General features: G+C 72.5%; 19 protein-coding genes and 2 pseudogenes. 16 read left to right on the plus strand and 5 right to left on the minus strand.

Going from position 1 to position 23,560, the window contains the following annotated elements; genetic code table 11:
• Positions 1-5: 5 nt before the first annotated feature.
• From OG393_RS30570 to OG393_RS30580, 3 genes and pseudogenes are all read left to right on the plus strand, one after another.
• Positions 6-496: pseudogene (locus OG393_RS30570) on the plus strand (oxygenase MpaB family protein).
• Positions 490-828, plus strand: coding sequence for a hypothetical protein (locus tag OG393_RS30575; RefSeq protein WP_327377926.1), 339 nt, complete (start codon positions 490-492; stop codon positions 826-828). The pseudogene OG393_RS30570 and the gene OG393_RS30575 overlap by 7 nt, the downstream one beginning before the upstream one ends.
• Complete coding sequence (locus tag OG393_RS30580) at positions 810-3,062, plus strand: serine/threonine-protein kinase (RefSeq protein WP_327377927.1); 2,253 nt, start codon at positions 810-812, stop codon at positions 3,060-3,062. The genes OG393_RS30575 and OG393_RS30580 overlap by 19 nt, the downstream gene beginning before the upstream one ends.
• 47 nt (positions 3,063-3,109) lie before the next feature.
• On the opposite strand, the gene OG393_RS30585 is transcribed toward OG393_RS30580, so the two are convergent.
• Positions 3,110-4,258, minus strand: coding sequence for an FAD-dependent monooxygenase (locus tag OG393_RS30585; RefSeq protein WP_327377928.1), 1,149 nt, complete (start codon positions 4,256-4,258; stop codon positions 3,110-3,112).
• A gap of 171 nt (positions 4,259-4,429) precedes the next feature.
• On the opposite strand from OG393_RS30585, the gene OG393_RS30590 reads away from it, so the two are divergent.
• The 6 genes from OG393_RS30590 to OG393_RS30615 all read left to right on the plus strand — a co-directional run bounded on the left by OG393_RS30590 (position 4,430) and on the right by OG393_RS30615 (position 10,821).
• Complete coding sequence (locus tag OG393_RS30590; protein WP_327377929.1) at positions 4,430-5,233, plus strand: TetR family transcriptional regulator; 804 nt, start codon at positions 4,430-4,432, stop codon at positions 5,231-5,233.
• Positions 5,234-5,308: 75 nt separating this feature from the next.
• The gene (locus tag OG393_RS30595) at positions 5,309-6,847 is read left to right on the plus strand and encodes a phytoene desaturase family protein (protein ID WP_327377930.1); all 1,539 of its coding nucleotides are present in this window, start codon (positions 5,309-5,311) and stop codon (positions 6,845-6,847) included.
• A 168-nt stretch (positions 6,848-7,015) separates the two neighbouring features.
• A complete protein-coding gene (gene tdh / locus OG393_RS30600; protein WP_327377931.1) occupies positions 7,016-8,050 on the plus strand; it encodes an L-threonine 3-dehydrogenase in 1,035 nt (344 codons plus the stop codon).
• Positions 8,051-8,148: 98 nt separating this feature from the next.
• Positions 8,149-9,348: a glycine C-acetyltransferase gene (locus tag OG393_RS30605; RefSeq protein WP_327377934.1), complete on the plus strand. Its 1,200-nt coding sequence runs from the start codon at positions 8,149-8,151 to the stop codon at positions 9,346-9,348.
• Positions 9,349-9,353: 5 nt separating this feature from the next.
• Positions 9,354-10,262, plus strand: a complete 909-nt coding sequence (locus OG393_RS30610) for a LysR family transcriptional regulator (RefSeq protein WP_327377935.1) — start codon at positions 9,354-9,356, stop codon at positions 10,260-10,262.
• A gap of 364 nt (positions 10,263-10,626) precedes the next feature.
• Entirely contained in the window at positions 10,627-10,821 is a 195-nt protein-coding gene (locus tag OG393_RS30615; RefSeq protein WP_327377936.1) for an alpha/beta fold hydrolase, read from the plus strand.
• 128 nt (positions 10,822-10,949) lie between these two features.
• On the opposite strand, the gene OG393_RS30620 is transcribed toward OG393_RS30615, so the two are convergent.
• Positions 10,950-12,746: a serine hydrolase gene (locus OG393_RS30620; protein WP_327377937.1), complete on the minus strand. Its 1,797-nt coding sequence runs from the start codon at positions 12,744-12,746 to the stop codon at positions 10,950-10,952.
• Positions 12,747-12,913: 167 nt separating this feature from the next.
• Between OG393_RS30620 and OG393_RS30625 the strand changes: the two genes are divergently transcribed.
• The 4 genes from OG393_RS30625 (at position 12,914) to OG393_RS30640 (ending at position 18,445) form a co-directional block, all read left to right on the plus strand.
• Positions 12,914-14,023 (plus strand): NAD(P)H-dependent flavin oxidoreductase, encoded by a 1,110-nt coding sequence (locus tag OG393_RS30625; protein ID WP_327377938.1) that lies wholly within the window; start codon positions 12,914-12,916, stop codon positions 14,021-14,023.
• Positions 14,020-15,585 carry an acyl-CoA synthetase gene (locus tag OG393_RS30630; protein WP_327377939.1) on the plus strand — a complete coding sequence of 522 codons (1,566 nt, stop codon included), beginning with the start codon at positions 14,020-14,022 and terminating at the stop codon, positions 15,583-15,585. Before OG393_RS30625 ends, OG393_RS30630 begins: the two co-directional genes overlap by 4 nt.
• Positions 15,586-15,750: 165 nt before the next feature.
• Positions 15,751-16,857, plus strand: a complete 1,107-nt coding sequence (locus OG393_RS30635; RefSeq protein ID WP_442817381.1) for a calcium:proton antiporter — start codon at positions 15,751-15,753, stop codon at positions 16,855-16,857.
• An 85-nt stretch (positions 16,858-16,942) separates the two neighbouring features.
• Complete coding sequence (locus OG393_RS30640) at positions 16,943-18,445, plus strand: fatty acyl-CoA synthetase (RefSeq protein ID WP_327377941.1); 1,503 nt, start codon at positions 16,943-16,945, stop codon at positions 18,443-18,445.
• A 106-nt stretch (positions 18,446-18,551) separates the two neighbouring features.
• Here the strand turns inward: OG393_RS30640 and OG393_RS30645 are convergent, their stop codons facing one another.
• Positions 18,552-18,932, minus strand: a complete 381-nt coding sequence (locus OG393_RS30645; RefSeq protein ID WP_327377942.1) for a VOC family protein — start codon at positions 18,930-18,932, stop codon at positions 18,552-18,554.
• Positions 18,933-19,510: 578 nt separating this feature from the next.
• Positions 19,511-20,032: pseudogene (locus OG393_RS30650) on the minus strand (phenylacetate--CoA ligase); the annotation flags it as partial.
• Positions 20,033-20,068: 36 nt separating this feature from the next.
• On the opposite strand from OG393_RS30650, the gene OG393_RS30655 reads away from it, so the two are divergent.
• Complete coding sequence (locus OG393_RS30655) at positions 20,069-21,604, plus strand: recombinase family protein (RefSeq protein ID WP_327377943.1); 1,536 nt, start codon at positions 20,069-20,071, stop codon at positions 21,602-21,604.
• 774 nt (positions 21,605-22,378) lie between these two features.
• Here OG393_RS30655 and OG393_RS30660 read toward each other — a convergent pair.
• A complete protein-coding gene (locus OG393_RS30660; RefSeq protein ID WP_327377944.1) occupies positions 22,379-22,843 on the minus strand; it encodes a helix-turn-helix domain-containing protein in 465 nt (154 codons plus the stop codon).
• Positions 22,844-23,044: 201 nt separating this feature from the next.
• Between OG393_RS30660 and OG393_RS30665 the strand changes: the two genes are divergently transcribed.
• Positions 23,045-23,284 (plus strand): helix-turn-helix transcriptional regulator, encoded by a 240-nt coding sequence (locus tag OG393_RS30665; protein WP_327377945.1) that lies wholly within the window; start codon positions 23,045-23,047, stop codon positions 23,282-23,284.
• Entirely contained in the window at positions 23,284-23,457 is a 174-nt protein-coding gene (locus OG393_RS30670; protein WP_327377946.1) for a hypothetical protein, read from the plus strand. Before OG393_RS30665 ends, OG393_RS30670 begins: the two co-directional genes overlap by 1 nt.
• The last annotated feature ends 103 nt before the right edge of the window (positions 23,458-23,560 follow it).

Consider the following 23,560-nt stretch of genomic DNA (forward strand, 5'->3'; position numbering starts at 1 on the left):
CGGTGATGTGGATCGCCGGGGTCCGCGCCCCGTACCTCCAGGCGCAGCACCCCGCGGTCGTCCGCGGGGTGCTGATCAACAGCGGCTTCCGGAGGGACCCCTGGGGGCGGCTCCTGCGCACCGCCGACTTCGTCGGCACCCTCGGCTACGGCACGACCGAGGCCGCCGAGGCGGCCGGCGCACGCGGGTCCGCAGGATCCACCGGCTGCTCGGTGTCGACGACCCCGGCCTGCTCCTGCGGGTGCGCTGCGCGGAGGTCGACTCCGATCTCTCCGTCGTCCGCCGCTCCGGCATCGTGCTCGCCGACGCCCAGGCCGACCGCTCCGTCGACGAGCACCGCCGCTCGGCCCGGCTCGTCGGCCTCGATCCCGGGCGGGTCGCCGCCGACCGCGACGGACTCGCCGCCTACTTCGAAGCGGTGCGGCCGGAACTCGCCGCCGGAGAGGGCGCGCGCCGTCGACGCCTTCCTCCGCCGCCCGCCCGTCGACCGTGCTGATCCCGGCGCGCGCCGCGCTCTGGGGGCGCGTCGCGGCGCTCGCCTACGACACTCCGCCCGACTACGCCCACGCGCTGTACGGCCGGCCCGCGCCCGCTCCGGAGACCGTCACGCACCGCCTCACCGCCACGGCGCGTCTGCTGCGCTCCGTGCCCGCGCGGTTGCGCCGGCGGCTCCCGCCCGGCCGCATCCCGAAGGCGATGGCCCGCCTCGGCCGGGAGGCACGACCCGCCCCGTACAAACTGCGCAGCCAGGCAGCCATACTGGACGGGCTGGGGAGGGCGCAGAGAACCGACGGGGGCGATAGCACGCGATGGCGGAATCCAGGCTGATCCAGGGCCGGTACCGGCTGCACGACGTGATCGGGCGCGGGGGCATGGGCGAGGTGTGGAGCGCCACCGACGAGGCGCTCGGGCGCCGGGTCGCCGTCAAGTGCCTCAAGCCCCTGGGGCCGCAGCGGGGCGCCGACCTCGTGACCGTGCTGCGCGAGCGCTTCCGCCGCGAGGCGCGCGTCGCCGCCTCCCTGCAGCACCGCGGCGTCACCGTCGTGCACGACTTCGGGGAGTCCGAGGGAGTCCTGTTCCTGGTCATGGAGCTGCTGGAAGGCCGCAACCTCAGCCAGCTCCTGGAGGAGAACAAACAGAGTCCACTGCCGGTCCAGGACGTCGAGGACATCGCGGAGCAGGTCGCCGACGCCCTGGCCTACACGCATCGCCAGGGGATCGTGCACCGCGACCTCAAGCCCGCCAACATCATGCGGCTGGGCGACGGCGGTGTGAAGATCTGCGACTTCGGGATAGCGCGGCTGGGCGCCGACATCGGCTTCAGCTCGCGCCTGACCGGCACGGGCATCGCCATGGGCACCCCGCACTACATGTCGCCCGAGCAGATCAGCGGCGGCGAGGTCGACCACCGCAGCGACCTGTACTCGCTCGGCTGCGTGCTCTACGAGATCGCCACCGGCGCCCCGCCCTTCGACCTCCAGGACCCCTGGGCCATCCTCATCGGCCACCGCGACACGGTGCCCGAGCCGCCGCGCAGCCGCCGCGCCGAACTCCCCCACTACCTCGACCGGATCGTCCTCGACCTGCTCGCCAAGGAACCCGAGCGGCGGCCCACCGACGCCAACGACTTGCGCCGCCGGATACTCTCCGCCCGCGGCGGCCCGTCCCCGGTCCACACGCCCGCGCGCCCCCTGTCCCGGGACACGTCCGCCGTGTGGCCGGCACCGTCACGCCCGCCCGGTCTGCCGTCGTGGACCCGCGGGATGACCCCGGGGCATCGCGCCGCAGCGTCCTTCGCGACGGCGCCGGGCACCGCGTCCGATCCCGCCGCGGGGCTCACCGGCCGGTGGACCACCGTGACCGGCTCGTCGTCCGGGACGGCGTCCTGGCCCCGGGCCGACGCGGTCCCGGCCGAACTGCCGGCCGTTCTCGCCGGCCGGCACAAGGAAGGGCTCGGCCTCGGCCGGAACGGCCGCTGGGACGAGGCGGAGGGGCTGCACCGCGCGGTGGCCGTGGACCGCGAGCGGGTACTCGGACCCGACCATCCCGACACCCTCAGCAGCCGCTACGAACTCGCCTCCACACTGGGACGGCTCGGGCGCCGGGCCGACGCCCTGCGCGAGTTCGGACGCGTCGTCGAGGGCCGGGACCGCACGCTCGGCGCCGACCACCCGGACACCGTCGCGGCCCGTCAGGAGACCGCGTACCTCCTCGGGCGTCTGGGCCGCTACTTCGAGGCGCACCAGGTGTACGAGGCGGTCCTCGCCTCCCGGATGCGCACCTTCGGACCGGACCACCCCGACACCCTGCGCTGCCGCCACAACCTCGCCTTCAACCTGGGGCGGCTGGGACGCCTGGAGGAGTCGTACCGTACGGCCCTGGAGGTCGGCGAGGCACGGAGCCTGCTGCTCGGCCCCGGCCATCCGGACACCCTGGTGACCCGGTACGAGGTGGCCTACACCCTGGGGCGGCTGGGCCGCTGGGCGGACGCGCTCCCCGTGTACCGCGAGGTCGCGTCGGCGCGCGCCGACGTCCTGGGCGCGGACCATCCCGACACGCTGGCCGCACACTACGAGACCGGTATCTGTCTGGGCCGGCTGGGCCACGGTGCCGAGGCTCTGGAGGTGTACCGCGACCTCGTCGACGCCCGCACCCGGGTGCACGGCCCCGACCATCCCGAGACCCTGCGCGCCCGCCACGGCGTCGGGGTCAACCTCGGTCGGCTGGCCCGCTGGGAGGAGGCCCTGACGGAGTCCCGGGCCGTGTGCGTCGTGCGCGAGCGGGTGTTGGGCGCCGATCATCCCGACACGCTCGTGAGCCGCCGCGAGATCGCGGTCGGTCTCGGCTGGCTCGCCCGCTGGGAAGAGGCGCTCACCCTCTACCGGCAGGTCGCCGAGAGCAGGGAGCGCGTCCTGGGCCCGGAGCACCCGGACACCCTGGCGGCCCGTGACGACGAGGCCCACTGCCTGGAACGCCTGGGGCGCCCCCGGGAGGCCCTCGCCCTGCACCGCCGGGTGGCCTCGCTGCGCCGCGGCCACGGTGACCGCAGCACCCTGCACTGACCCCCGGACCCGCCGGCCCGGGCTTCGGGGCGCGCCGTCCCCGCGCGCTACCCGCGCCCTCCGAACGGCCGTGAGCCCAGGGTCCACAGCCGGGCCGTCAGATCGCGCGCGGCCAGGCCGGGTCGGGTGGCGGGGACCAGCAGGGACGCGACCCGGCCCACGGCACGCTGCCGGGGGGCCACCCGCGTGCGGTGCCGGGCCTCGTAGCGGTGGAACGCGGCGGCCGGGTCCTCCGGGGTGGCCGACAGCTCCGCCGCGAGGGTGTGCGCGCCGGTCGTCGCCAGCGAACTGCCCTCGCCGAACAGCGACACGGACGACGCGGCGTCGCCCACCAACGCCACCCGCCCGCGGGACCACGCCGGGACACGCACCCGGCTGACGGCGTCGAAGTACAGATCCTCGCCCGCCTCGCGGACCCGGTCCAGCAGTTCCGGCACCCGCCAGCCCGCGTCCGCGTAAGCGGCGGTCAGGAGCCGGCGGTGCTGTGCCGTGTCGCGGTGGTCGAACCCGGTGACCTCGGGACCGCGGTAGGCGAAGAACGCCAGCGAACGTCCGCGCACCGGATGGACCGCGGCGGCCCGGCCGGGCGTGTTGTGCATGACCACGGTCCGGGGGTCGCCGGCCGGTCCGTCGAGCGGGAGCGTCGCCACGTACATGCCGAAGTGGTGGACGAAGTTCCGCTCGGGGCCGAACGCCAGGCGCCGCACGGCAGAGTGCTGCCCGTCCGCGCCGACCACCAGGTCGAAGCGCCGCGGCGGCCCCTTCCGGAAGGTGACGTCCACGCCGCGGGCGTCGGGCCCGAGGGCCGCCACCGAGTCGTCGAAGACGAACTCGGCCTCGTCGCGGGCGGCTTCGTACAGGACGGTGGCCAGATCGGCGCGGGGTACCTCGACGGCGCCGTCGGCTCCGCCGAGGTCGCTCCGGGTCGGCAGCGTCGCGATCGGGCGGCCCCCGGCGTCGACGAGCCGCAGCCGCGTCACGGCGGTCGCCGCCTCGCGAAGCCGGGGGAGCACGCCCATCCGCCGCACCACGTCCAGCGCCTCGCCCGCGACGTCCACCGGGCTGCCGCTGGACCGCGGGCCACGCGCGTGCTCGACCACGGTGGGCCGCCATCCGCCGCGCGCCAGCCAGTAGGCGAGTACGGGACCGGCGATCCCCGCCCCCGAGATCAGGACCGTGCCCCGGTCGTCGTCCATCGTGCCCACCTCTCGCCCACGGCGTCTCGCGGCGACCCGGTCCACCGGCCACCTCCCCCGGCCGACGGCTCACCGACCACCGGTCCGCTGACCCACGGGTTCACTGACCGCCGGTCAGCGCCGACCGTACGTCCTGTCCGTCGGTCAGGCAAGGGGGGATAACCTCGCCGCATGACCGAGGAGGAGACCGGCACCCGGGCCCGCATCCTGAGGGCGGCGGACGAGGAGTTCGCCGCCCGCGGCTACCACGCGACCTCGGTCGGCCGGATCGCCGCCCGCGTGGGCGTCACCAAGGCGGCGGTGCTGTACCACTTCCCCGGCAAGGCCGACATCCTGGCGGCCCTGGCCGAGCCCCTGCTCCGCGACCTGGAGGCGGCGATGGCACGCGCCGCGGCAGCGGACCCCGGCGCCGCCCGCCGGTCGGCCGTCGAGGGGATGCTGGACGTCTGGCTGACCCATCGCGCGCTGCTCGGCGTCAATCTCCAGGACCTGGCGCTGGCCGCGCACGGCCGGGTCTTCGCGCGGTTCAAGGCCGCCATGCTGGAAGCGAACGTCCTGGTCGCGGGGCCCTCCCCGGACTTCGCCGGGCGGGTCCGCGCGGCCCAGGCGATCGCCATGCTGAGCGACCCGGTCGTGCTCTTCGCCGACGCCCCGGCCGAGCTGCTGCGTGCCGAGATCCTGAGCGGCGTGCGCCGGCTCCTCGGCGTCCCGGAGGGGCCGGGCGCGTGGAGGTGCCCGGAAGCGGCGCCCGGTCCCGGCACGGCCGGCCCCTCCGCTCCGGGCGGCACCGCCTCCGCACCCGCCCGCTCGGCCGGGCACCGCCGTCGTGGCCGCCCCGCCGTGATGGACGACGAGGCGGTCGCCCGGGCCCGACGGTGGTACGCCGCCGGTGCCACGGCCGCCGAGATCGCCGCCGAACTGGGAGTGTCCCGGGCCACGGTCTACCGTCACCTCTCTCCGGCCCCCGATAAGTGAGACATTAATGAGACTCTTTGTGGGACGCTCGGAGCGCGGGGTTCCATGCGCGATCCCCCCGTGCTAGCAAGAGGCATGCCCGCACAGCGCTCGTACGACGCCGTCATCGTCGGGGGCGGCCACAACGGACTCGTGGCCGCCGCCTATCTGGCCCGCGCCGGACGCTCCGTCCTCGTCCTGGAGCGCCTCGGCACCACGGGCGGCGCCGCCGTCTCCACCCGCCCCTTCACCGGGGTCGACGCCCGCCTCTCGCGGTACTCGTACCTCGTCTCCCTCCTGCCGCCCAAGATCGTGCACGAGCTCGGCCTGCGCTTCGCGGTGCGGAAGCGGTCCGTGTCCTCGTACACCCCCCAAGGCGACGGCGGGCTCCTCGTCGGCGGCGGCCCGGCCCGTACCCGCGCCTCCTTCGCCGCGCTGACCGGCTCCGACCGCGAGTACCAGGCATGGGAGAGCTTCTACGGACGTACGGGACGGCTCGCCCGGCGCGTCTTCCCCACGCTCACCGAACCGCTGCCCACCCGCGCGGAACTACGTGCCCGGGTCGACGACGAGGACACCTGGCGCATGCTCTTCGAGCAGCCGCTCGGCGTCGCCGTCGAGGAGACCTTCGCCGACGACCTCGTCCGGGGCGTCGTCCTCACCGACGCGCTCATCGGGACCTTCGCCGGCGCCCACGACGCCTCGCTGCTCCAGAACCGCTGCTTCCTCTACCACGTGATCGGGGGCGGCACCGGAGACTGGGACGTCCCCGTCGGAGGCATGGGCGCGCTCACCGACGCCCTCGCCGGTGCCGCCCGCGCGGCCGGCGCCGAGATCCGCACCGGACACGAGGTCACCCGGATCGAGAGCGACGGCGGCCACGCCGCCCTCACCTTCCGCACCGACGACACCGAAGGCGTCGTCGAGGCGCGCCACGTCCTCGTGAACGCCTCGCCACAGGCCCTCGCGGCCCTGCTCGGCGATCCGCCCCCGCCTCCGGCCGAGGGGGCCCAACTCAAGGTCAACATGCTGCTCACCCGGCTGCCGCGGCTGCGCGACCGGTCCGTCGACCCCCGCGAGGCATTCGCCGGCACCGTCCACATCGCCGAGGGCTACGGCCGGCTGGCGACCGCCTACGCCGAAGCGGCCGCGGGGCGTCTGCCGAGCGCCCCGCCCTCCGAGATCTACTGCCACTCCCTGACCGATCCGAGCATCCTGGGCCCCGAGCTCGCCCGGCGCGGCTACCAGACCCTCACGCTCTTCGGCCTGCACACCCCCGCACGCCTGTTCGCCGCCGACAACGACGCCACCCGGGTGGCGGCCCTCGACGCCACGCTCGCCGAACTCGACGCCCACCTCGACGAGCCGCTCGCCGACTGCCTCGCGCTCGACGCCGACGGCCGCCCGTGCGTCGAGGCGCGGACCCCGCTCGACCTCGAACGCGACCTGCGGCTGCCCGGCGGCCACATCTTCCACGGAGACCTCTCCTTCCCCTACGCGGACGAGGCCGGCGGCCGGTGGGGTGTCGAGACCGCGCGCTCCAACGTCCTGGTGTGCGGCGCGGGCGCCGTCCGGGGCGGCGGAGTGAGCGGCGTTCCCGGTCACAACGCGGCGATGGCGGTGCTCGGAAGCTGACGAGGTGCGCCGGCCGGCCAGGGGCGTGAAGCTGATCTGCGCACGCGCTTAAGAAAACCTCGATGGACCGCGGGCCCGGCATAAGGAAGATTTCCCTCCGGGGATCTTGGCGCGAAGCCGTGCCCGGACCCCCTCGGTCACAGGACACGCACGTCGGGAGCCACGGCATTGAAGGCACTGGTCAAGCAGAACGCGGAGCCGGGACTCTGGCTCACGGACGTGCCGGAGCCGGAGACCGGCTCCGGCGACGTACTGATCAAGGTGAAGCGGACCGGCATCTGCGGCACCGACCTGCACATCCGGTCCTGGGACGGCTGGGCGCGGAAGACCATCTCCACGCCGCTCACCCTCGGCCATGAGTTCGTCGGCGAGGTCGCCGAGACCGGACGTGACGTCGTGGACGTCAAGGTCGGGGACCTGGTCAGCGGAGAGGGCCACCTCGTCTGCGGCAAGTGCCGCAACTGCCTCGCCGGCCGCCGCCACCTGTGCCGCGCCACGGTCGGCCTCGGCGTCGGGCGCGACGGCGCCTTCGCCGAATACGTCGTCCTGCCCGCGTCGAACGTCTGGGTGCACCGCACCCCCGTCGACCTCGACGTCGCGGCGATCTTCGACCCCTTCGGCAACGCCGTGCACACCGCCCTGTCCTTCCCGCTCGTCGGCGAGGACGTCCTGGTCACCGGCGCCGGCCCGATCGGCATCATGGCCGCCGCCGTCGCCAAGCACGCCGGCGCCCGCAGCGTCGTCATCACCGACGTGAGCGAGGAGCGGCTGGACCTCGCCCGCAAGGCCGGCGTCACGCTGGCCCTGAACGTCGCCCGGGAGACGATCGCCGACGGCCAGCGCGCGCTCGGGCTCAAGGAGGGCTTCGACGTCGGCCTCGAGATGTCCGGCAACCCCCGCGCGATGCGCGACATGGTCGCCAACATGACCAACGGCGGCAAGATCGCGATGCTCGGCCTGCCCGCCGAGGACTTCTCCGTCGACTGGGCGAAGATCGTCACCTCCATGATCACCATCAAGGGGATCTACGGCCGGGAGATGTTCGAGACCTGGTACGCGATGTCGGTCCTCCTGGAGGGCGGTCTCGACCTCGCCCCCGTGATCACCGGCCGTTACGACTACACCGACTTCGAGGCCGCCTTCGACGACGCCGCGTCCGGCAAGGGCGGCAAGATCATCCTTGACTGGAGCACCGCGTCCTAGGACGGTCCCGTCCGATGCCCGCACGGCGTGTCCGCACGACACCCGCCTGGCCCGGCCCGGCCCGTCCCTCCAGCCCGCCCGACCCGTGAAGGAACCCCATGTTCGCGTCCGTACGTGAAGACCTCCGTGCCACCCTCGACGAGATCCGCGCCGCCGGTCTGCACAAACCCGAGCGCGTGATCGGCACCCCGCAGTCCGCCACCGTCGCCGTCACGGCCGGCGGCCGGCCCGGTGAGGTGCTCAACTTCTGCGCCAACAACTACCTGGGCCTCGCCGACCACCCCGAGGTCGTCGCCGCCGCCCACGAGGCGCTGGACCGCTGGGGCTACGGCATGGCCTCCGTGCGCTTCATCTGCGGCACGCAGGAGGTGCACAAGGAACTGGAGGCACGGCTGTCCTCTTTCCTGGGCCAGGAGGACACGATTCTCTACTCCTCCTGCTTCGACGCCAACGGAGGCGTCTTCGAGACGCTGCTCGGCCCGGAGGACGCCGTCATCTCCGACGCCCTCAACCACGCCAGCATCATCGACGGCATCCGGCTCTCCAAGGCCCGCCGCTTCCGCTACGCCAACCGCGACATGGCCGACCTCGAGCAGCGGCTCAAGGAGGCCGTCGACGGCGGGGCCCGGCGCAAGCTGATCGTGACCGACGGCGTGTTCTCCATGGACGGCTACGTCGCCCCGCTCGACGAGATATGCGATCTGGCCGAACGCTACGACGCCATGGTGATGGTCGACGACTCGCACGCCGTCGGCTTCGTCGGTCCCGGCGGGCGCGGAACCCCCGAACTGCACGGCGTCATGGACCGTGTCGACATCATCACCGGCACCCTCGGCAAGGCCCTCGGCGGCGCCTCCGGCGGCTACGTCGCCGCCCGCGCGGAGATCGTCGCGCTGCTGCGCCAGCGCTCGCGTCCGTACCTCTTCTCCAACACCCTCGCCCCGGTGATCGCCGCCGCCTCGCTCAAGGTCCTCGACCTGTTGGAGTCGGCCGACGACCTCCGCGAGGGGCTCCGCGCGAACACGGCGCTGTTCCGCTCCCGGATGACCGAGGAGGGCTTCGACATCCTCCCCGGCGACCACGCCATCGCCCCCGTCATGATCGGCGACGCGTCGGAGGCGGGACGGATGGCGGAGCTGCTGCTGGAGCGCGGCGTCTACGTGATCGGCTTCTCGTACCCGGTCGTCCCGCAGGGGCAGGCCCGTATCCGCGTCCAGCTGTCGGCGGCCCACTCGACCGAGGACGTCAACCGCGCGGTCGACGCGTTCGTCGACGCCCGCGCCGCCCTGCGAGACTAGGGGGCATGATCGAAGCGCGGCGGCTGCACATCCTCCGGGCGGTGGCCGACCACCGTACGGTCACGGCGGCTGCCGCCGCGCTCTTCCTCACCCCCTCCGCGGTCTCCCAGCAGCTCGCCGCGCTGGAACAGGAGACCGGCCACCGGCTGGTCGAACGCGGTGCCCGCGGCGCGCGGCTCACACCGGCCGGGGAGATCCTGCTCGGCCACGCCAACGCCGTCCTCGCCCAGCTGGAACGCGCGGAGTCGGAACTCGCCGCCTACGGTTCCGGCGAGGCGGGCACGGTCACGGTGGCGGCGTTCGCCACCGGCATCGGGCTGGTCGTCGCCCCGGCCATCGCGGGACTGGCCCGCACCGCGCCCGGCATCCGGGTCCGGGTCCGGGACGCCGAGGGCGACGCGTCCCTGATGATGGTTCTCGACCGGCAGGTCGACACGGCGGTGGCGGTCGAGTACCGGGGTGCCCCCGGGGAGGACGACGCCCGTCTCACCCGGGTGCCGCTGTACGCCGAACCGTTCGACGTCGTCCTTCCGTCCGGCCATCCCCTCGCGGAGCGCGAGCGGGTCGCGCTCGCCGTGCTCGCCAAGGACGCGTGGATCGGTCAGTCCGCGGGCAACCCCTGCCACGACGTGACGGTCCTGGCCTGCGAGTACGCGGGCTTCGCGCCCCGTCTGGAACACTCGTCGGACGACTTCCGGGCCGTCGTCGCGCTCGCCTCGGCGGGGGCGGGGGTGGCGCTCGTCCCGCGTTCGGCGCTGCGAGGGATGGAGCTCACCCGGGTCGAGGTCCGTGCGGTGGACGGCGTCGCGCCCACCCGCCGAGTCTTCGCCGCCGTGCGGCGCGGAGCCGAGGAGCACCCGCTGATCAGGCCCGTCCTGTCGGCCCTGCGTGCGGCGGCCGAACCGGCAGGCTGATCCGACGGCGCCGGGCCTGCCCACCGAGCCGGCTCGGCCGTCCTGGCGGGGCCCATCGCCGATACCCCCGCGTACGCGGCCGGGGCCGCGCGGCTCAAGGATTCCTTTCCGGCGGCGACCCGGGCGAGCCTCGACCGGTACGAGGCCGAGGGCAGGACCGGCGACGACGCCTGTCTCGAAGCCGCCATGGCCTTCCACGGGCTCTGGCTGTGCCGCGCGGACCCCTTGCCCGAACACCTCGTCCGCTCCGCCCTCGCCCTGCGGGAGGACGTGAACGCGGCCTTGTGCGGTCCGGAGCGGACGGTCGGCGGCAGCCTCAGGGACTGGAGCGTCATGGACCCGGCTGGGGGAGCGCGACCTGCCCGTGCAGGTGACCTCCGGCCGCTACGACCTGGTGACCTCCGAGGTGGTCCGCCCCCTCGTGGACGCCATTCCGGGCGCCGAATGGGTCCTCTTCGAGGAGAGTACGCACATGCCGTCCGTCGAGGAGCCCGAGCACCTCCGTCAGGTCGTCGAAGGCTTCGTCTCCGCCGTGGAGTCTGAGCCGCCGCGGCGGTAGGGACCGGCGGGGTCCCGTCGAGGGGTGCGGAGCGACGGGGCGCGGCGCAGGGGACGGGAAGGGCGGGGCGCGGTGGATCGTCTTCGCGGCGGGCGGGGCGCGGGTGGGGGAGTCCGCGCGGCGGCCGGTCAGTCCGCCGACCTGGTCCAGCCCGCGGCCTCGACGCGGGACGCGTCCGCGGGCCGGGAGTCGTCGAAGAGCGGGGAGCCCGTGGCGTCGAGGACGCGCAGTCCGTCCACGTACACCCCTCGTCCGACGAGGCGCCGGTCCGTCGTGTAGCGCCAGCGCAGCCGGACGCCGCCCGTGCCGTGGGCCGAGAGGTCGGCTGTGGCCTCGTGCCAGACCCGCCCCGACCAGCCGCTCACCGAACCGGCCGGACGCGTCCGCGGCTGTTGCCCGGGGCGCACGGTGGTGAACGGCAGTGGTTCCCAGGTGGTCCCGCCGTCCCTCGACACTTCCAGGAAGGCGGCGTCCGCCGTCGGCTCGGTGTCCCACCACAGCGCGCAGCGCAGCCGGACGGGGCCCGGGGCCGGGCCCGCGTGCGCGGTCAGCGGCGGCAGGGTGAGGGTGGCGGACACGTCGCTCTCCATCCCGGCGAACCAGGCGGTCCGCCCGCGCGCCGGACGGACGGCGACGGCGCGGGCGAGGTGGTTCGCCGCGGCGACCCGGGGCGCCGAGCCGGCACGCCAGCGGCGCACGGGGTGGACCGAGTTGCCGAGCAGGACGAGGAAGGTGTCGGTGCCCGGGTCGAGGACCAGGCTGGTGCCGGTGAAGCCGGTGTGCCCGGCCGTCCGCGGAGTGGCCATCGCGCCCATGTACCAGCGCTGTCCGAGTTCGAGGCCGAGGCCGTGCGCGTCATCGGGGAAGCCGGGGTTGAAGTCGGTGAACATCAGCTCCACGGACTCGGGCGACAGGATCCGGGCGGAGCCGTACGCCCCGCCGTTGAGCAGGGTGCGGGCGAGCACGGCCAGGTCCCAGGCGCGGGAGAACACCCCGGCGTGGCCCGCTACCCCGCCGAGGGCGTACGCGTTCTCGTCGTGGACCTCGCCCCACACCATGCCCCGGTCCAGGCCGGACCACGGACGTCGGCAGTCTTCGGTCGCGGCGATCCCCGGCCGCCAGGAGGGAGGGGGGTTGTAGCGCGTGCGGTCCATCCCGAGGGGGACGGTGACCTCCTCGTGGAGCAGCGCGTCCAGCCGGCGGCCGGTGACCGCCTCCAGGACCGACTGGAGGGAGATCAGATTCAGATCGGAATACAGGTACGCCGTGCCGGGCGGTCGCGTGAGGGGCTCGTCGGCCACCCGCCGCAGCATCGCCTCCGGCGTCGGTTCCTCGTACAGCGGGAGCCACGCCGGCAAGCCCGAGGTGTGGGTCAGCAGATGACGGACCGTGACGTCCCGCTTCCCGCCGACGCCGAACCCGGGGAGGTACGCGGTCACCCTCTCCTCCGGTTCCAGCGATCCGCGTTCGATCTGCTGGACCGCGAGGACCGAGGTGAACAGCTTGGAGACGGACGCCAGGTCGAAGACGGTGTCCTCGGACATGGCGATCCGCCGGTCCGCGGGCAGCTCGACGCCGGTGTCCGTCCGCTCGTCGTACGCCGCGTACCGCACCGCGGTCCCGATCGCGCGGTGCAGCGCCACCGTCCCGCCCCGTCCGGCGAGGAGCACCGCGCCCGCGTACCAGGGGTGGGCGGGGGAGGGGGCGAGGAACTCCTCCGCGTCCGTGACCAGACGATCCAGGTGCTCGGCCAGCAGTCCGGCACGCCTGGCGGACCCGCGACGCAGGGTCGGCCGCCCGCCTCGGTGGCCGGAGGCGGCGCCGGCCACCGGAGTCGAGCCGGCCATCAGCGCACCTCCCAGAACGAGGAGCCCGGCGCCGAACGCGCGACGGCCGATGCCCCGGTCCACCGATTCCTCCGCCATGCCCGGCCTCTCCCACGGCGCCGGAGGAACGCTCCGGGCACACGCGCACCACGGAGACTCTCTTCCCGGGCGGGCCGGCGTCAAGGAAGCGACGCCGTCCCAAAGAATCTGACCCTGCATCAGAAAATGTCTTCCCTCGGCCGACGGGCTGCGGCATCCTGCCGCCCATGAAGACGGAGCTGAGCCAGAGCCTGGGGATCGAGCACGCCATCTTCGGCTTCACGCCCTTCCCCGCGGTCGCCGCCGCGATCACCAGAGCAGGCGGATTCGGTGTCCTCGGCGCGGTCCGCTACACCGACCCCGACGAACTCGCCCGCGACCTCGACTGGATGCAGGACCACACCGGGGGGCTGCCCTACGGCCTCGACGTCGTCATGCCCGCCAGGAAGGTCGAGGGCGTGAGCGAGCCGGACGTGGAGGCGATGATCCCCGAGGGGCATCGAGCCTTCGTCCGTGACACCCTCGCCCGGCATGGCGTCCCCGAACTCGCCGACGGCGAGGTCTCCGGATGGCGCATCACCGGATGGATGGAGCGGGTCGCCCGCAGCCAGCTCGACGTCGCCTTCGACTACCCCATCAGACTCCTCGCCAACGCGCTGGGCTCGCCTCCCGCCGACGTCGTCGCCCGCGCGCACGCGCACGGCGTCCACGTCGCGGCCCTGGCGGGCAGCGCCCGGCACGCCCGCCACCACGCCGACGCGGGCATCGACGTCGTCGTCGCCCAGGGCTACGAGGCCGGCGGCCATACCGGCGAGATCGCCTCCATGGTCCTCACCCCGGAAGTCGTCGAAGCCGTCTCGCCGCTGCCCGTCCTCGCCGCGGGCGGGATCGGCAGCGGCGAGCAGATCGCCGCCGGCCTCGCGCTCGGCGCCCAGGGAGCCTGGCTGGGCTCGCTCTGGCTCACGACGACCGAGGCCGAGCTGCACTCCCGCGCACTCACCGCCAAGCTCCTCGCCGCCGGCTCAGGCGACACCGTCCGATCCCGCGCGCTCACCGGCAAGCCCGCCCGCCAGCTGCGCACCGAGTGGACCGACGCGTGGGACGACCCGGACGGCCCCGGAGCCCTCCCGATGCCCTTGCAGGGCCTGCTCGTCGCCGAAGCGGTCTCCCGCATACAGAAGTACGAGGTGGGGCCGTTGCTCGGGACGCCGGTAGGGCAGATCGTCGGCCGGATGACATCCGAACGCGGTGTCCAGCAGGTCTTCGACGACCTCACCCGCGGCTTCGAGAAGGCCGTCGACCGTATCGACCGCATCGCCGGACGGAGCACCCCGTGAGCGAACAGCCCAACGGATTCTGGTCCCAGGCCACCGCGAACCCGGAACGAACGGTCCTGGTCACGCCCGAGGGAGAGGAATGGTCCGCCGGGCGCCTGCACGCCGACGTCAACCGGCTCGTCCACGGACTGCGGGCGGCCGGAATGGGGCGAGGCGACGCCTTCGCCGTCGTCCTGCCCAACGGGGTCGAGTTCCTGGCCGCCCATCTCGCCGCGGCCCAGGCCGGCTTCTACCTCGTCCCCGTCAACCATCACCTGATCGGCCCCGAGATCGCCTGGATCGTGGCGGACTCCGGCGCGAAGGTCCTCGTCTCCCACGCGCGTTTCGCGGACGTGGCGACGGCGGCGGCCGACGAGGCGGGACTCCCCGCCACCCACCGCTACCTGGTCGGCGGCGGACCGGAACACCACGGCGACGGCTTCCGGCCCTTCACCGAACTCCTCGCCGGCATGCCGGAGTCGGTCCCCGAGGGCCGCACCCTCGGCTGGGTCATGAACTACACCTCCGGCACCACCGGACGGCCCCGAGGCATCCGTCGGCCCCTGCCCGGCAGACCGCCCGAGGACACCCCTCTCGGCGGGTTCCTCGGCATCTTCGGCATCCGGCCCTTCGACGGCAACGTTCACCTCGTCTGCTCGCCGCTCTACCACACCGCGGTGCTCCAGTTCGCGAGCGCGGCCCTGCACATCGGCCACCCCCTGGTGCTCATGGACGGATGGGACCCAGAGGAGATGCTGCGGCTCATCGACGCCCGTGCCTGTACCCACACCCACATGGTCCCGACCCAGTTCCACCGGCTGCTGTCCCTCCCGCAAGACGTGCGCGGCCGGTACGACGTCTCCTCGATGCGCCACGCCATCCACGGCGCCGCCCCCTGCCCGGATCACGTGAAGCGGGCGATGATCGACTGGTGGGGAAGCTGCGTCGAGGAGTACTACGCGGCGAGTGAGGGGGGTGGTGCCTTCGCCACGGCCGAGGACTGGCTGAAGAAGCCGGGCACCGTCGGCAAGGCATGGCCGATCAGCGAGCTCGCCGTCTTCGACGACGAGGGCAACCGGCTCCCACCCGGCGAACTCGGCACCGTCTACATGAAGATGAGCACCGGCGGGTTCGCCTACCACAAGGATCGGGCGAAGACCGCGAAGAACCGCATCGGCGACTTCTTCACCGTCGGCGACCTGGGAGTCCTGGACGAGGACGGTTACCTCTTCCTCCGCGACCGCAAGATCGACATGATCATCTCGGGTGGGGTGAACATCTACCCCGCCGAGATCGAGGCGGCCCTCCTCACCCACCCGGCCGTCGCGGACGCGGCGGCGTTCGGCATCCCGCACGCCGACCGGGGCGAGGAGGTCAAGGCCGTCGTCGAACCGGCCGACGGCCACGCCCCGGACGACACGCTGGCCGCCGAGATCCTCGCCCACTGCGCGCGGCGCCTGGCCGGATACAAGCGCCCCCGCTCGGTCGACTTCATCCCGGCGATGCCCCGCGACCCGAACGGCAAGCTCTACAAGCGACGCCTGCGGGAGCCGTACTGGGAGGGGCGCGAACGCCCGCTCTGAGCGACCAGCCCCGGCCGCCCCCCCGTCCGGCCGGTCGGCCTTCGCGCGCCCGGCCGCACCACGCTGGTGCGGGAGTCGCGCCGGGCCGCTTCGGCCGCCCCGCGCGAACGGGCCGCCACAGTCCGCCGTTCGGGCGTTTCATCCGCATATGGCAGGATGACGATCATGAGTGCGAGTGCGACGGGCATGACGCGGGAGTGGACGACCTGGGGACCGGTCGTGGCGGGGCTGGCCCTCGGTGTCGCCTGGGGACGCGGGCTGCCCGGGTTCGCCGTGGCGCTCATCGCGCTCTGCCTGATGGCCGCCGTCCTCGCCGCCGTCCATCACGCCGAAGTCATCGCCCACCGCGTCGGTGAACCCTTCGGCTCACTCGTCCTCGCCGTCGCCGTCACGGTCATCGAGGTCGGACTGATCGTCACCCTGATGGCCGGAGGCGGGGAGAAGACCGCCACCTACGCGCGCGACACCGTCTTCGCGGCCGTCATGATCACCTGCAACGGCATCGTCGGCCTCTCCCTGCTCGTCGGCGCGCTCCGCAACCGGGTGGCCGTCTTCAACGCCGAGGGTTCCGGCGGCGCGCTCGCCACCGTCTGCACCCTCGCCGCGATGACCCTGGTGCTCCCCACCTTCACCACGAGCCACCCCGGCCCCGAGTTCTCCACCGCCCAGCTGGCGTTCGCCGCCGTCGCCTCCCTCTGTCTGTACGGCATCTTCGTCGCCGTCCAGACGGTGCGGCACCGCGACTACTTCCTGCCGGTCCCCCGGCCCGACGCTTCCGGACACGAGTCCCATAACGATCACGCCGCCCCGCCGACGGACCGTCAGGCATGGATCAGCCTTGGCCTCTTGGCCCTCGCCCTGGTCGCGGTGGTCGGTAACGCCAAGCTCGTCTCACCGACGATCGAGGACGGAGTCGAGTCGGCCGGCCTGCCCAAGGCGGTCGTCGGTGTCGTCATCGCCCTGATGGTCCTGCTGCCCGAGACGCTCGCCGCCGTCCGGGCCGCCCGCCGGGACCGCATGCAGACGAGCCTCAACCTCGCCTACGGCTCCGCGATCGCCAGTATCGGCCTGACGATCCCGGCGCTCGCCCTCGCCTCGATCTGGCTGTCGGGCCCTCTGGCCCTGGGCCTGGGCGCCGTACACATGGTCCTGCTCGTCCTCACCGCCGTGGTGAGCGCCCTGACCGTGGTGCCCGGACGCGCCACCCTCCTCCAGGGGGGCGTTCATCTCGCGATCTTCGCCGCCTTCGTGTTCCTGTCGTTCAGTCCCTGACGCCGGGGCGGGGCCGTCCGGGACCACGGCATCCCGCGCCCTCCACGCACTTGACCCGTCCTCCGCGCGGTCCCAGGATCACGCCATGGAACGACGACTCCTCACCAGCACCGTCGACGGCGTCCTGCGCATGAGCGCCGAGCGCGTTCCGCGACGGAACGCCCTCAGGTACGCGGACCGCACCTGGACCTACGCCGAGCTGGACGCCGCGGTGACCACGGGCGCCGCCGTGCTCCGCGAGCGGTACGGGCTCGCGGAGGGAGACCGCGTCGCCACCTACGGGCACAACTCCGACGCCCTGCTGCTCGCGTTCCTCGCCTGCTCCCGTGCCGGTCTGATCCATGTCCCCGTCAACCACCACCTCACGGGCGATGACCTCGCCTACCTGCTGACCCAGTCCGGCAGCGCGCTGGTCCTCGCCGACCCGGGGCTCGCCGACCGCGTCCCCGACGGGATCGCCGTCCGGCCGCTGCGCGACGCCGGCGACTCCTTCCTCGCGGCGCTCGCCGATCCGGCCGCGTTCGACACCGGCCGCGACGCCCGCGCCCGCGTGCAGCTGCTCTACACCTCGGGCACGACGGCACTGCCCAAGGGCGCCGTGATGACGCACCGGGCGCTGGTCCACGAATACGCCAGTGCCATCGAGGCCCTGGACCTCCATGAGGACGACCGGCCGGCGCACGCGCTGCCGCTCTACCACTCCGCGCAGATGCACGTCTTCCTGCTGCCCTACCTCGCCGTCGGTGCCGAGAACACCCTGCTCGACGGGCCCGACCCGGCCCTCCTCCTGGATCTGGTCGAGACCGGCGGCGCCGACAGCCTGTTCGCCCCGCCCACCGTCTGGATCGGCCTGGCGAACCACCCCGGCTTCGCGTCCCGTGACCTGTCCGCGCTCCGCAAGGCGTACTACGGAGCCTCGGTCATGCCGGTGCCCGTGTTGGAACGACTGCGCGGACGCCTGCCGGGCCTGCGGTTCTACAACTGCTTCGGCCAGAGCGAGATCGGCCCGCTCGCCACCGTCCTCGGCCCCGACGAGCACGAGGGGCGGATGGACTCCTGCGGCCGGCCCGTGCGCTTCGTCGAGGCCCGGATCGCCGACGAGAACGGGAAGGACGTCCCCGACGGCACACCGGGCGAAGTCGTCTACCGTTCACCGCAGTTGTGCGACGGCTACTGGGAAAAGCCGGAGGAGACCAGAGCGGCCTTCCGCGACGGCTGGTTCCGCTCCGGCGACCTGGCCGTGCGCGACGCCGAGGGCTACTTCACGGTCGTGGACCGAGTGAAGGACGTCATCAACTCCGGGGGCGTCCTCGTCGCCTCGCGTCAGGTCGAGGACGCCCTGTACACGCACCCCGGCGTCGCCGAGGCGGCCGTCGTGGGTCTGCCGGACCCGCACTGGATCGAGGCGGTCACCGCCGTCGTCGTCCCCCGTGACGGGGTGACCGAGGACGAACTCCTCGCTCACGCCCGGGAGAAGCTCGCCCACTTCAAAGCCCCGAAGCGGGTCCTCTTCGTGGACGCGTTGCCCCGCAACGCAAGCGGCAAGATCCTCAAGCGTGAGCTGCGGGACCGCTTCGCGCACCACTGACACGGGCACCGAGGCTCCCGCCGCCGCACGAGCCCGTCCTCCCGTATCGGCGTACGCCACCCCCCGCGCGGGGACCGCACCCCCGGTCGCGGCCCCCGCCGGCAGGTCAGCCGCCGATCTCCTCGGTCACACAGAGGACGTTCCCCTCGGAGTCCTTGAACCAGGCGCCCCGCATCGTGTCCGACGCGACGACGCCGTCGACCGTCTTGAGGCCGGGCAGATCGTAGTCCTCGAACGTCACTCCCTTGGAACGCAGTTCCTTCATCTCCGCGTCGAGGTCGGCGACCTTCCAGCTCGCCAGCGTGTGACCGGCCTGGCCGCCGTAGGGCGTCTGGTAGAGACCGATCGTCGTACCGCCGGTCTCGAACCTGGTGTCCTCCTGCGACTCCCTCGTCAGCGGAAGGCCGAGAGTCTCGGCGTAGAAGCGCTTCGCCCGCGCCAGATCGTTGACCGGAATGATCACGGCTATGGGTGACTCCGCCAGCATCGCAACCACCTCCTTCCTCCAGGCTACGCACCCTGGAGCCCGGCCACAGGGCGAGCGGGGGCGCAACCCTGACACCGGGGGACACCGCTACCGGACGTGCCCGGACGGCTCCCCCGGGTGAGAGAGGGGAGCCGTCGCCCGTCGGGAAGCGCCGATGCCGTCCTCGCGGGTCCAGGGTCCTCCCCTGCTCCGGACCAATTCCGCGTGCGGCCCGGACGTCCCGGGCCGACGCTGTTGGCATGTCGCATCAGGAACCGCGGTCCGGGTGGGGCCGGTCGCCCTCCCCCAAAGGCGAGGGGGTGTCCCCGCCCCGTGGGCGCGATACGGGCAAGATCATCGGATTCTCCTGCCTGGGAGTGCTCGCCGTCGGGAGCAGCGGCCCGATCACCGACCACAGCTCGTCGTCGACTTCCCACGGCTTCGGCCGCGCCGTCCCACACCCCGGCTCCTCGGCCCCGGAGCGATCCGACCACATCGAAGATCATTCCGTGTGGAGTCCCCCGTGGTGCCCGAAACCGTCGACAGACGTTGCCCACCCTCGGCTGCAGAACCAGGGAGCCCTCGCCCGTCGGGAAGGCTCAGCCGTCGTCCCGGAGGTCGACAAGGCGCCTGATCTTGCCCACCGACCGTTCCAGTGTCTCCGGGTCGACCACCTCGACGGAGACGGAGACGCCGATGCCGTCCTTGCAGGCCACCGCGATCGCCCGAGCCGCCTCGGCGCGCTGATCCGCCGTGGCCTCGGGCCGGGCCTCCGCCCGCACCGTCAGCGTGTCGAGGCGGCTTGCGCGGGTCAGCCGCAACTGGAAGTGCGGAGCCACCCCCGGAGTCCGCAGCACGATCTCCTCGATCTGGGTGGGGAAGAGGTTCACCCCACGCAGGATGATCATGTCGTCGCTGCGGCCGGTCACCTTCTCCATCCGCCGGAAGACCCGCGTGGTACCCGGCAGCAGCCGGGTCAGGTCCCGCGTGCGGTAGCGGATCACCGGCATGGCCTCCTTGGTGAGGGAGGTGAACACCAGCTCACCCTCCTCGCCTTCGGGCAGGACCTCACCGGTGATCGGGTCCACCACCTCCGGAAGGAAATGGTCCTCCGAAAAGTGTGCGCAGGGCCGTACATGAAGCGCTAACGTGCTGCCATGCCTGTAGACCCCCAGTACCTGCACCTCGTCTACCAGGGGCCCTTCCCCGCCTTCCTCTACGGCCGCAACTCGGTCGACCCCCGCAAGAAGGGCCGCTCCGTCAAGGACCAGATCGACACCGGCCGGCGGCTCTGCGACGAGCACGACTGGCCGATCGTCGACGAGTTCAAGGACACCGGCCTCTCCGCCAGCCGCCACGCGCGCAAGAAGCGCAAGGACTTCGAGGAAATGCTGGAACGCATCAAGGAGAGAGAGGCCCGGATCGTCGTGGCCTTCGAGGCATCCCGGTACTACCGCGACCTCGAGGTCTACGTCCAGCTGCGCAACGCCTGCCAGGAGGCCGGCGTCCTGCTCTGCTACAACGGCACCGTCTTCGACCTGTCCAAGCGGGCCGACCGCAAGGCCACCGCAATGGACGCTGTCGCCTCAGAGGACGAGCTCGAGGGCATTCGGGACCGCAACCTGCGCACGACCCAGATCTGGGCCGACAAGGGCGCCCCTCACGGCCCGGCGCCGTTCGGCTACCGCCGGAACTACGACCCCGACACCGGTGACCTCGTGGAACAGGTCCCGCACTCGGAGGAAGCCGAGCTCGTGGTCGGCCTCTTCGAGGCGCGCAAGGCCGGCAAGTCGAAGCGGGCGATGGCCGCGGGGCTCAACGCTATGGGACGGCTCAGCCGCGGCGGCAAGCCGTGGTCGTCCCGGGCGATCACCATGGTGCTCCGGAACAAGGCGTACATCGGGATCCGGTCTCATCGCGGCACGGAGCACAAGGCGACCTGGCAGGGGATCGTTACGAAGGAGCTGTTCTACGCGGTGCAGGCACTCGAGGACGCGGAGCGGCGTAGGGGTGTCTCCACGGCCGTCAAGTACAAGTACTCCGGGCTGCCGGTCTGCGGGCACCACGAGGGCTGCGCCGATCGAAGCCTGTATTCGGTGAAGCGCACGTCCACGAACCGCGGCCGCATGGTCTACCGGTGCAACTCCCTCGACACGTCGGTCGACGCCGGACGGTTCGAGGCTTACGTGGACGAGGCCATCTTCACCTGGCTCGGCTCGCCCGAGGCGGTCGCCGCCTTCCAGAAGGAGGACAACAGCAGCCAGGACGTGGCCCGGGCCCGGGCTCGCCTGTCGGCCTATCAGGAGCAGCTGCGGGAGGCCCGCGAGCTGTCGCGGACGTTCGCGCCCGACAACAAGCCGCTCCTGTCGTCGCTTTCGCTGTCGGAGCTGGAGCGGGGGCTGGCGCCCCAGATCGAAGAAGCCAGACAGACGATCAAGGACGCGCAGGCGCAGGTGCCGGCGGTGCTCCAGAAGCTCCTCGGCAACCCGCAGGCCGAGGAGGCGTTCAACGCCCTGGACATCGAGCAGCAGCGGTTCGTCCTCGTCCAGATCGTGACGATCCGCCTGTTCAAGGCGCGCGCCCCCGGCGTCAAGCGGATCGAGCCGGGGCGCGTCGTCCTCTCGTTCTACGGCCAGCCGGGCTTCAAGGCCGAGCAGACGGACCGGCGGCGGCAGCTGTACGCGGACCAGTGAGCACGGGCCGCTGGGCAGCGGCCGGTAAGGCATCAGTGTCGACTGTCGAGGCGGCGTTCCGGACGGCGTTCCGGAGCGCCGCTTCGATCCGCTTTCGAGCGGCTGACGAAGCGCCGTACGGCCGGTCAGGCTTCTGCACCTGAAGCGTGGCCGCAGCGCGGGCGTCCGCGCGGGTGGATGAGCCAGCAGGCGTGGGGGAGACCTGAGGCTGCCGCGATGTGGCCGGACCCGGCGGTGAGACCTCCTGAGGGGAGTGAGCCGGGTCCCCGGCCGCCGCTGTAACCGCCGCTGCGGCGATTGCCAGTGCTGCGACGGCGCCCGCCGGTGCGGGATGGGCTTGGACCATCCGGGCCAGGGGCCGCAGATCGGATGTCCGTCTGTGGCCGGTGAGGCGTCGCTTCGTGCGTTCCGGGAGTTGCGGAGCGGGTCGTTGGTGGATGCCGGCCGGCGTGTAGCCGATGGCTTGCAGGATCTGTTCGCTGTCGTGTTCTACGCGGAGCTGAGTGAGCTGCCAGCTGAGTCTTCTGAGCTGCCGGAAGAGCAGTGTCACACCCAGTGCGACCGCCAAGACCACGCCCGCGAGGAGTATTTCGAGCAACTCAACCCCCACGAGATGACCGGTTGGTGTCTCATGCACTGTGCATGGACGTTGAATATGCACCGATCTCACTGTGACGGGAGCCACACATGCAGTAGCTGTTACCTAACCGTGACATGTTGTTCGAGTTGGCGTTGTTGACACTGCGTCACCCGATGTCATGTCAAGAGCCCGGATCACTCCTGACCGGATTCGTCCTGCTGCTCGATGTGCTCGGCCAGGGTGCGCAGGAGGAGGGCCTTCTCCCGCTTGGAGCGCGGCCGGTTGTCGAGAGCCTTGAGGATGATCTGCTGCTGCCACTCCTCCAGCTCGGCGAGGGCGGCCTGTGTGGCGGTCGGCGCCGGGGCCGGGCTGCCGGCGGATTCGATCTCCCGGAGGATCTCCGCGGCGTCGGCACGGCCGGCCGCCTCGAGTCGGTCGGCCTTCACTCCGAGCGTGCTCGCCATCTGGGCGAGGGTCGGCGCCGGGGCGATGACGGGATTCTCGGAGTCTCTGCGGTAGCCGGCCTCGATCTGGCGCCAGCGTGATCCCGAGAACCGCCCGGCCATGCGCGCCGCCGCGGACTCGGGGCTGAGGTTCGCGGCCTCGCGTGCGAGGCGGAGGAGGGTGGCCTCGGGCGGAGGGGTCGGCTTCGCCGGCATGGCCTTCCTTCCTGTGGGTCTCGAAGTATTGAACTTTCTTGAACTGTAGCGAACGGGGCGGCCCTTCCGCCTAGGGGACCGCACGCAATCTCCACATGTGGACACATCCCTCCGCGGCCCAAGCGGCAATGTCAGAGAAAGTCAAACTTACCGAGTGGTACATACTTGAACAGTGCGCTGATGTCTCGTACTGTCTAAGACATGAAAGCCCGTATAGACCCCAAGCGCATGGCGCGTCGGCGGATCGAGGCAGGGCTCAGCCAGACCGACCTCGCTGAGAAAGCCGACGTCAGCAAGCAGCTGGTGTGCACGGTCGAGGGCGGCAAGGCGAACTTCTCGCCCGGCAACCTCGCCAAGATCGCGAACGCGCTGGACTGCACGATCGCCGACCTGCTCCTGGACGACGACGAACTGTCCAACAGCCCCGGGAGCGCGGCCTGATGACCCGGGAGGAACGCCACCGCATCCTCTCGCCCGCCGAGATAGCCGACGCCCGCAAGCAGGCCACCGACGCCATCGCCGAGGTCGGCATCCCCGACGAGCTCATCGAGCGCATCCGCCCGGTCCTCTCGTCGGTGACGACCAACCTGCCGTCGATACCCGCGGCGGCCTGACATGCGGACCGTCTTAGCGGTGGCCTGCGCCTGGGTCTGCGACGCGTGCCACCACCGGAACCCCGTCTGGCGCATGGCCTGCCGCCGCTGCCGGACGGAACGC

The sequence above is a fragment of the Streptomyces sp. NBC_01216 genome, assembly GCF_035994945.1.
Classification (GTDB): domain Bacteria; phylum Actinomycetota; class Actinomycetes; order Streptomycetales; family Streptomycetaceae; genus Streptomyces.